This window comes from Janthinobacterium sp. PSPC3-1, from assembly GCF_049896105.1.
GTDB lineage: Bacteria > Pseudomonadota > Gammaproteobacteria > Burkholderiales > Burkholderiaceae_D > Janthinobacterium.
Genome location: NZ_JAFCTQ010000039.1, coordinates 38863 through 46773 on the forward strand (window position 1 = coordinate 38863; position 7911 = coordinate 46773).

Sequence of the window (7911 nt, forward strand, 5' to 3'; positions counted from 1 at the left end):
ATAAGGAAAAGGCATGGATGAAAATTCGTAAGCATTTCAATGAATCAGATTCACTTCAAATCTTATCATGGCCGCCCTCATCCACAGTACGATGGTGCCCACAACAACATCAACAGCGGAGCGGCAATGAATCCATCAACAAGCATGACCCTGGGCGACCTGGCCGGCAAGCGCATCCTGATCACGGGCGGCTCGACCGGCATCGGCGCGGCCGTGGTGCTGGGCTTTGCGGCGCAAGGCGCGCGCGTGGTGCTGCACTACAACGCCAGCGCGGAGCCGGCCGAGCAGCTGCGCGCGCAGTATCCCGAGCAGATCATCGTGCTGCAGGGCGACCTGGGCGCTGCGGGCGAAGTGGCACGCGTGGTCGGCGAGGCGGCGCGCCTGCTGGGCGGGCTCGACGGCCTGATCAACAATGCGGGCAGCATGTTGGGCCGCATTCCCACCGTGCAGGCGACGGACGCGCATTTCGACGAGGTACTGGACCTGAACGCCAAATCCGTCTGGCAGGCCAGCATCGCCGCCCACCCGCACCTGAAAGCGGCCGGCGGGGGCTTTATCATCAACACGACATCGATTGCGGCCAGGAATGGCGGCGGTGGCGGCGCCGTGCTGTATGCGGCGGCAAAGAGCTTTGTCAGCAGCCTGACGCGCGGCCAGGCCAAGGAATTCGTGGCCGACAAGATCCGCGTCAACGCGGTGGCGCCCGGCCTGATCCTGACGCCGTTCCACGTGCGCGACACGCCCGACGCCATGATGGCCGCGCAGAGCGCCACCATCCCCATGGGCCGCGCCGGCCTGCCGCAGGAATGCGTGGGCGCCTTTTTGTTCCTCGCTTCGGAAGCGCTGTCCGGCTATATCACCGGGCAGATTATTGAAGTCAACGGCGGCCAGTTAATGCCCTAAGAGAAGGATTAAAAAATGAAACAACGTGTATTCGGCCGCACCGGCCACAGCATTTCCGAAATCGGCTTTGGCGCCTGGGCCATCGGCGGCGCCTGGGGCGACGTCAGCAGCGAGGACGCCAAGGCGGCCCTGCATGCGGCGCTCGACGCCGGCACCAGCTTTATCGACACGGCCGACGTCTACGGCGATGGCCGCTCCGAGCGCTTTATTGCCGAGGTACTCAAGGAACGCGGCGGCGCACGCCCGTATGTGGCCACCAAGGCCGGGCGTAGGCTGTCGCCACATGTGGCGGACGGCTATAACGAGGAAAACCTGGTCGCCTTTGTCGAGCGCTCGCTGGTCAACCTCGACACCGATTGCCTCGACCTGGTGCAGCTGCACTGCCCGCCGCCGGATGTGTATTACCGCCCTGAAGTGTTTGACGTGATGGACCGCATGGTCACCGCCGGCAAGATCCGCCATTACGGCGTGTCGGTGGAAAAGGTCGAGGAAGCGCTGAAAGCCATCGAATACCCGAACGTGGCGTCTATCCAGATCATCTACAATATTTTCCGCCAGCGCCCGAACCAGCTGTTTTTCGCGCAGGCGAAAAAGCGCGAGATCGGCGTGATCGTGCGCGTGCCGCTCGCCTCCGGCGTGTTGACGGGCAAGATGAACGCCAATACGGCGTTTGCCGCGGACGACCACCGCGCCTTCAACCGCAATGGCGAAGCCTTCGACAAGGGTGAAACCTTTTCCGGCGTGCCATATGAGGTGGCCCTGGACGTGGTGGAGGAGATTCGCCGTCTGGTGCCGGACAACGCCACGATGGCACAGTTCGCCTTGCGCTGGATCTTGATGGAAGACAGCGTCAGCACCGTGATTCCGGGCGCGCGCAATGCGCAGCAAGCCAAGGCCAACAGCGCGGCCAGCGGCCTGCCCGCCTTGAGCCCCGATACCATGGACGCGCTGCGCGCTCTTTACCAGCATCGCATCGCCCCATTCGTGCATCAGCGCTGGTAAGATTGCAACTCCTGTGTGACTTAGAAGAAAGAGAAATATTCAATGCCAGCTATCAAACTGGGGATTGTCGGCGTCGGCAAGATTGCCACCGACCAGCATCTGCCCGCCATCGCCGCCAACGGCGACTTTCAACTGCTGGCCTCGGCCAGCCGCAACGCCACCATTCCAGGCTTGCCAGGTTTTACCTCGATCGACGAGATGCTGGCCCAGCAGCCGGACATCGAAGCGGTCGCCCTGTGCATGCCGCCCCAGCACCGCTACCAGGCGGCGCGGGCCGCGCTGTTGGCCGGCAAGCATGTATTCATGGAAAAGCCACCCGGCGCCACCCTGTCGGAAGTGGAAGACCTGGACCAGCTGGCCCGGTCCAAGGGCGTGACCCTGTTCGCCAGCTGGCATTCGCGCCATGCGCCGGCGGTGCAGGTGATCAAGGCTTTCCTGGCCAAGCATGCGCCGCGCCAGGTGCAGGTGATCTGGAAGGAAGACGTGCGCCACTGGCATCCGGGCCAGGAATGGATCTGGGAAGCGGGCGGCCTGGGCGTGTTCGATCCGGGCATCAACGCCCTGTCGATCGTCACTGAAATTTTGCCGAACGCCATGTTCCTCAAATCCGGCGTGCTCGAGTTCCCGGCCAACCGCGACGCGCCGATCGCCGCCGACCTGCGCTTTACCGACGCCAACGGCCTGGATGTCCATGCCGAATTCGACTGGCGTCAGACCGGCAAGCAAAGCTGGGACATCATCGTCACCACCGAGGCCGGCGTGCTGCGCATGGCCGATGGCGGCGCGAAACTGTGGCTGGACGACGTGGCGCAGGAACTGGGCGACGAAGGCGAGTACCCTTCCCTGTACCGCCATTTCGCCGGCCTGGTGCAGAGCGGCAAATCCGACGTCGACCTGTCGCCGCTGCGCCATGTGGCCGACGCCTTTATGCTGGGCAAGCGCAAGGTGGTCGACGCGTTCGAAAGCTGATCGCTGCTGACAGGAACTGACGGGCGCGCGGCCTATCATATCAATCTGACTTCACAGGAGATTCACATGCCGCGCGCCATCACCATCCTTACCGAACAATTCGCCGACTGGGAAACCGGTCTGTTCAATGCCACCGCCCGCCTGTATTACAACTTCGACACGCGCTTCGCCACGCCGCAAGGCCAGCCCGTGCTGTCGTCGGGCGGCATGCTGGTCACGCCGCAGCTGGCCATCGATGACATTGAGCTCGATGGGCTCGATGTGCTGCTGGTATGCGGCGGCCCGGCCTGGCAAGGCGCGGATGCGCCCGATATCAAGGCCCTGCTGCTCGACGCGCACCGGCGCCAGGTGGTGCTGGCCGGCATCTGCGACGGCACGCGCGTGCTGGCGCAGGCGGGCGTGCTCGACGAGGTACGCCATACCTCGAATTCGGCCGACAATCTGGCGTCCATCATCACCTATGCCGGTGCGGCGCTGTACCAGGACGTGCCGCATGCGGTGGCGGACCGGCGCGTGATCACGGCGCCCGGCACCGCGCCGGTGACATTTACGGCGGCCGTGCTGGCGGCGCTGGGCATCGCCGATGATGGCTTGAAGGGTTACCTGGCCTTGCATGCCGCCGAGCACGGCCGGCAAGGATAAGCGCCAAAACTGCCTCAGATCAAGATTTTCGCCCTGTCCACGCCCCCATTTTCGTGCTTTTGCAGCCGGATCTTGCCATCGGCACTATAATGTCGGCACCGCGTGCGGCGACATTGGCGGCGATAGACGGTAACAATTTCGCGTCGGGGCCGTTACAATAGGGGTTGACCTACGCAGGATGTCACTTTTTTTGCCAGCAGTTGCCAGCACCTAACCATTTTTTTGACCAGCAAACAAATACTATGAGTTCGATGAATGAAGAGCGCGTCTTAAGCGTGCACCACTGGACGGATACCCTGTTCTCCTTTACGACTACGCGCGATCCTTCGTTGCGTTTCTCGAACGGTCATTTCACGATGATCGGCCTGCGCGTCGACGGCAAGCCGCTGCTGCGCGCCTACAGTATCGCCAGCGCCAACTACGAAGAGCACCTGGAGTTTTTCAGCATCAAGGTACCGGGCGGCCCGCTGACCTCGCGCCTGCAGCACCTGGAAGTGGGCGACACCGTGATCGTCGGCCGCAAGCCGACCGGCACCCTGGTGTCCGACTACCTGCTGCCAGGCAAGCGCCTGTACATGCTGTCGACCGGCACTGGCCTGGCACCCTTCCTGTCCATCGTGCGCGATCCGGACATCTACGAACGCTTCGATCAATTGATCCTCGTGCACGGCGTGCGCCAGGTCGATGAGCTGGCCTACCACGACCTGCTGGTCGAGCACCTGCCGAACCACGAGTTCCTGGGCGAAATGGTGACCGACAAGCTGCGCTACTACCCGACCGTCACCCGCGAAGACTTCCGCAACATGGGCCGCATCACGTCCCTGATCGAAAGCGGCAAGCTGTTCGAAGACCTGGGCGTGCCTGCGCTGGACCCGGCAGTCGACCGCGTGATGATCTGCGGCAGCTCCGACATGCTGCGCGACCTGAAGGAAATGCTGGAAGAGCGCGGCTTCAAGGAAGGCAACACCTCCACGCCTGGCGACTTTGTCGTCGAGCGCGCATTCGCCGAGAAGTAATCTCTCTCCTGCTCCCGGGGGCCTGGCCTTGCCGTACGCGGCAACGCCAGGCCCTTGGCGTTTCCAGCGGTGATTTATGCGGAAAAGCGGCGTCAGCAAGTTGATCATCGACGTACGCGCGAATGGCGGCGGCAATGGCGACATATGGATAGACGGCGTGCTGCCCTACCTGGCGAATCAACATCAGCGCCTGGCCTCGACCTATCGCAAGAAAGTCATCCAAGGGCGCTGGTCGACGCCGCCGTGCAGGCCCTGTAGCCTAGTTCGGCGCCAGCGCTTTCAGGCGGGCGATGGCGTGCTGGTTGCCCGGATCGAGCTCGACCGAGCGGCGATAGTGGGTGACGGCAAGCGCGGTGTCGCCTGCCGCCTCGCCGGCCTCGGCCAGGCTGTCGTGGCCGTTGGCGCTCCCTGGGTACAGCCTTACCGCCAGCTTGAACACGGCGATGGCGTCGCTGGCCTGCTGCCGGCGCAGCAGGCGATAGCCCCAGGCATTCAGGTCGTTTTCGTCCGGCGCGGGCAGCGCATGCTGCTGGCGGATGGACGCCAGTTGCTGGTCCATTTTGTCAAAGCCGCCCTTGCCGATGGCTTGCCGCAGCAAATACAGGGCATGGCTGCCGCCCAGTTCCTGGCGCAAGGCGGGCAGATAAAAGCCGGCCACCGTATCGATCAGCTGCTCGGGTTGTCCGCCGGCCAGGTTGGTCAGGATGATGATCGCCAGGTCGTCGTTTGGATACACATAAAAGGCCGAGCGTGCGCCGCCGATACCGGCCACGGCGCGGTGTGCGTCGCGGCGGATGGCGGGCCAGCCCAGCGCCCACGGCGCCGGCTTGCCATCATTGAGCGTGCTCAGCTGCCACAGCCGTGTCACGCTGGCCGCTTCCAGCAAGCGGCCGGACTGCAGCGCGATCAGCCATTTGGCCAGTTCACCCGTATTGCTGTTGATGCCGGCGCCAGCGCGCATGAAGACGGGGAAATCCTCGATCACATTGCGGTAATCCTTGCCTGCGAGATAGTAGGAGGTGGCCTTGTTGCGCACCACGTCCTTGGCGTCGCCAAAGCCGCTGTCGGGCATGCCGGCAGGATCGAACTGCCCGCGCCGGATGAACTCCACGAAGGCCAGCCCGCTTTGCCGCTCGATCAGCTGTGCCAGCAAGACGTAATTGGTCTGGTTGTAGCGGTAGCGCTGGCCCGGCTGGAAGTCCATCGGCAACGCCTGCACGGCTTTCCAGGCCGCATCATTGTCATCGGGCTGCGGTCCGACCAGCTTGCCGGTGGCCTGGTTCAGCACATCGGGCAGGCCGGACGTATGGTTCAGCAACTGGGTGACCGTCACGGCTTGCCAGGCTTGCGGCAGGTCCGGCAGATAGCGCGAGACGGGCGCGTCGAGCTCGACCTTGCCCTGTTGCACCAGCTGCATGATGGCCACGCCCGTGAATGCCTTGGTGGCGGAATTGATGGAAAACAGGCTGGAGTCAACCACCGGCACGCCAAATTGCAGGGAAGCCAGGCCAGAGTTACGCGCCAGGACTACCTTGCCGTGCTGTATCACCGCAATCTGCAAGCCGGGAATTTGCCGCTCCTGCATTTCGTTTTGCAAAAAGGCGGCGACGCCCTGCTCGACCGTGCTTGCCTGGCCGGCTGGCGCCGTCTTGGCCGCAGCACTGGCGATGGCAGGTGCGGCAACGAGCGCGATCAGCAGGGCAGCCAGCGGCAGGCGACGGTTCATGGTGACTCTTTCCATATAGAAATATTACAAGAAGGACTCGCAGTCTTGCATATCTATTTATCAAGGTCAAAACAAATCGCGGGGCACGCGCTGCTTACTCTTCCATCCACACATCCTCGTATCCATCGCGGTCGAGAATGAACTTCGCGCCGCTAGGCAAGGCCAGGTAGTCGAGCACCTGCGGCAGCAGCTCCCGCAGGTGCGCCGTGTGCAGCGGCTGGTAAAAATCCGCCGCATCGGAATGTTCGCCGCAATGGATAAACCAGCTAATGGTACCGTTCTCGGGCAAGGCGATGCGGGTGCCGTAGATGGGCGACTGGTCCAGGCTGGCGGTCGCCACGGCCACCATCGCTTCGGGCGCCTGCGCGGCCAGGCCGTGCCTGGCGCAGATTTGCTGCTGATTTTCGTTGATGGTCATGCTTCACGATCCTATGTATTGGTAATGCAGGATCAGAACGCCGTCCTGGTCGGCAACGTCCAGGTGCAGCCGCGCCTCGCCCGGCTCGCCATCGGCAAACAGCTCGCACGCCATGCCCAGCGCGCCATTGTTCATCGGATACCAGTCGGGGGCAGGCCCTAGCGCAAGGGTAACGCCGCGCTGGAAATAACTGTCGATTGCCTCGAATACTTCGTCCGCGCAGGCGCTGGAAAAACAGCACAGCGTTTGTATGGCTTCACTATCGCGTGTATTGATGGCGGCCAACAACTCGCTGACCAAGGCGTGGGCTTGTTTGATTCTATTTTGATCCATAAAAGATGATTATTATGTAGATAAAGAAATTTGACACAAGCCGCATGATTTTCTACATCTACTCGACCGACCTTTTACGCCGGTAGCTAGCTGCACTTCAACCCTGGCGAGGAATCTTCTGCCCCTTGCTAGACGCGACAGGCACTAAACTGCTCTGCAACAATATACGACCGCCCAAATTCGAGTACTTGCAGTTTCCCATAGCCCACGTGCTTTGAACCGTCCCAGCGCGTTGGCAGGTGGCCGGGTAATGCGTTCGAGGTAACGGGCTTGTCCTTTAACGCCGCCAGAATGTGTTTTGCCACCGACTCGGGGAATCTCCCGAGTAGTCCGTAGTTCGAACTGGATATTCCCTTGATGGTCGGCGCCGCATTCATGAATCTTGCGATGCTTTCCGGCCTGCCCATGACTTCTATGCAGCATGAACAAACAATACCGAACAAAGTCTCAGGCGCCACTGCGTTTTTGAAAAACATGATGTCGACTACCGGCTCTAGAAAAGGCTTCAGCAATGGGGAATCATTCGAAAGGGAAAGCGCCTCTGCCCCGCTTGAACAAAGAGACTCCTCGACGACTCCAAGACAAGAAATCTCCCACATTTCCGGGTCACGGCCATCGTAAAATTGAATCGACAGATTTAACTTGAGGTCATTTGCAAACCAGTTAGCATCGACAAGTCGAATCCAACCTTCAGCATCGTCAAAATTTTCGTTTAAGGATTCCAGTAATTCTTTCATATTCCTCAGTACAAGTTTGTCATATCCGACTGTCCGTCTTCGGCCTATTGTGTTGAAATACGCGGGTACGTTGACGTTTAGGGAAGCACTTATATGGACGCCTCCCGGAGGTCAAGTAACTTCACACGATAGGTTCAGTTGAGGTCGCAGTCTTATATCCGGCCT

The 7911-nt window shown here is 61.3% G+C and carries 9 protein-coding genes; 5 read left to right on the top strand and 4 right to left on the bottom strand.

The window, feature by feature from the left end:
- Positions 1 to 126 precede the first annotated feature (126 nt).
- The 5 genes from ACP7B7_RS26650 to ACP7B7_RS26670 all read left to right on the top strand — a co-directional run bounded on the left by ACP7B7_RS26650 (position 127) and on the right by ACP7B7_RS26670 (position 4532).
- Positions 127 to 903, top strand: coding sequence for an SDR family NAD(P)-dependent oxidoreductase (locus ACP7B7_RS26650; RefSeq protein ID WP_308921209.1), 777 nt, complete (start codon positions 127 to 129; stop codon positions 901 to 903).
- A gap of 15 nt (positions 904 to 918) precedes the next feature.
- Positions 919 to 1905: an aldo/keto reductase gene (locus ACP7B7_RS26655; protein ID WP_426078699.1), complete on the top strand. Its 987-nt coding sequence runs from the start codon at positions 919 to 921 to the stop codon at positions 1903 to 1905.
- Between the two features lie 42 nt (positions 1906 to 1947).
- Positions 1948 to 2874 carry a Gfo/Idh/MocA family protein gene (locus ACP7B7_RS26660; RefSeq protein WP_308921211.1) on the top strand — a complete coding sequence of 309 codons (927 nt, stop codon included), beginning with the start codon at positions 1948 to 1950 and terminating at the stop codon, positions 2872 to 2874.
- A gap of 66 nt (positions 2875 to 2940) precedes the next feature.
- A complete protein-coding gene (locus ACP7B7_RS26665) occupies positions 2941 to 3516 on the top strand; it encodes a DJ-1/PfpI family protein (RefSeq protein ID WP_308921212.1) in 576 nt (191 codons plus the stop codon).
- Positions 3517 to 3758: 242 nt separating this feature from the next.
- Positions 3759 to 4532, top strand: a complete 774-nt coding sequence (locus tag ACP7B7_RS26670) for a ferredoxin--NADP reductase (RefSeq protein ID WP_308921213.1) — start codon at positions 3759 to 3761, stop codon at positions 4530 to 4532.
- Positions 4533 to 4791: 259 nt separating this feature from the next.
- Here ACP7B7_RS26670 and ACP7B7_RS26675 read toward each other — a convergent pair whose 3' ends face one another.
- The 4 genes from ACP7B7_RS26675 to ACP7B7_RS26690 form a co-directional block, all read right to left on the bottom strand.
- Complete coding sequence (locus ACP7B7_RS26675; RefSeq protein WP_426078700.1) at positions 4792 to 6258, bottom strand: serine hydrolase; 1467 nt, start codon at positions 6256 to 6258, stop codon at positions 4792 to 4794.
- A 94-nt stretch (positions 6259 to 6352) separates the two neighbouring features.
- Positions 6353 to 6676 carry an immunity protein Imm33 domain-containing protein gene (locus tag ACP7B7_RS26680; protein ID WP_426078701.1) on the bottom strand — a complete coding sequence of 108 codons (324 nt, stop codon included), beginning with the start codon at positions 6674 to 6676 and terminating at the stop codon, positions 6353 to 6355.
- Between the two features lie 3 nt (positions 6677 to 6679).
- Complete coding sequence (locus tag ACP7B7_RS26685) at positions 6680 to 7009, bottom strand: hypothetical protein (RefSeq protein WP_426078702.1); 330 nt, start codon at positions 7007 to 7009, stop codon at positions 6680 to 6682.
- Between the two features lie 128 nt (positions 7010 to 7137).
- On the bottom strand, positions 7138 to 7746 hold the full coding sequence (locus tag ACP7B7_RS26690) for a hypothetical protein (protein WP_426078703.1): 609 nt from the start codon (positions 7744 to 7746) through the stop codon (positions 7138 to 7140).
- Positions 7747 to 7911: the final 165 nt, after the last annotated feature.

Coding starts and splice junctions, on each gene's coding strand:
- ACP7B7_RS26675 (WP_426078700.1), bottom strand. CDS start 6,258: ATGAACCGTCGCCTGCCGCTGGCTGCCCTGCTGATCGCGCTCGTTGCC.
- ACP7B7_RS26690 (WP_426078703.1), bottom strand. CDS start 7,746: ATGAAAGAATTACTGGAATCCTTAAACGAAAATTTTGACGATGCTGAA.
- ACP7B7_RS26670 (WP_308921213.1), top strand. CDS start 3,759: ATGAGTTCGATGAATGAAGAGCGCGTCTTAAGCGTGCACCACTGGACG.
- ACP7B7_RS26660 (WP_308921211.1), top strand. CDS start 1,948: ATGCCAGCTATCAAACTGGGGATTGTCGGCGTCGGCAAGATTGCCACC.
- ACP7B7_RS26650 (WP_308921209.1), top strand. CDS start 127: ATGAATCCATCAACAAGCATGACCCTGGGCGACCTGGCCGGCAAGCGC.
- ACP7B7_RS26655 (WP_426078699.1), top strand. CDS start 919: ATGAAACAACGTGTATTCGGCCGCACCGGCCACAGCATTTCCGAAATC.
- ACP7B7_RS26685 (WP_426078702.1), bottom strand. CDS start 7,009: ATGGATCAAAATAGAATCAAACAAGCCCACGCCTTGGTCAGCGAGTTG.
- ACP7B7_RS26665 (WP_308921212.1), top strand. CDS start 2,941: ATGCCGCGCGCCATCACCATCCTTACCGAACAATTCGCCGACTGGGAA.
- ACP7B7_RS26680 (WP_426078701.1), bottom strand. CDS start 6,676: ATGACCATCAACGAAAATCAGCAGCAAATCTGCGCCAGGCACGGCCTG.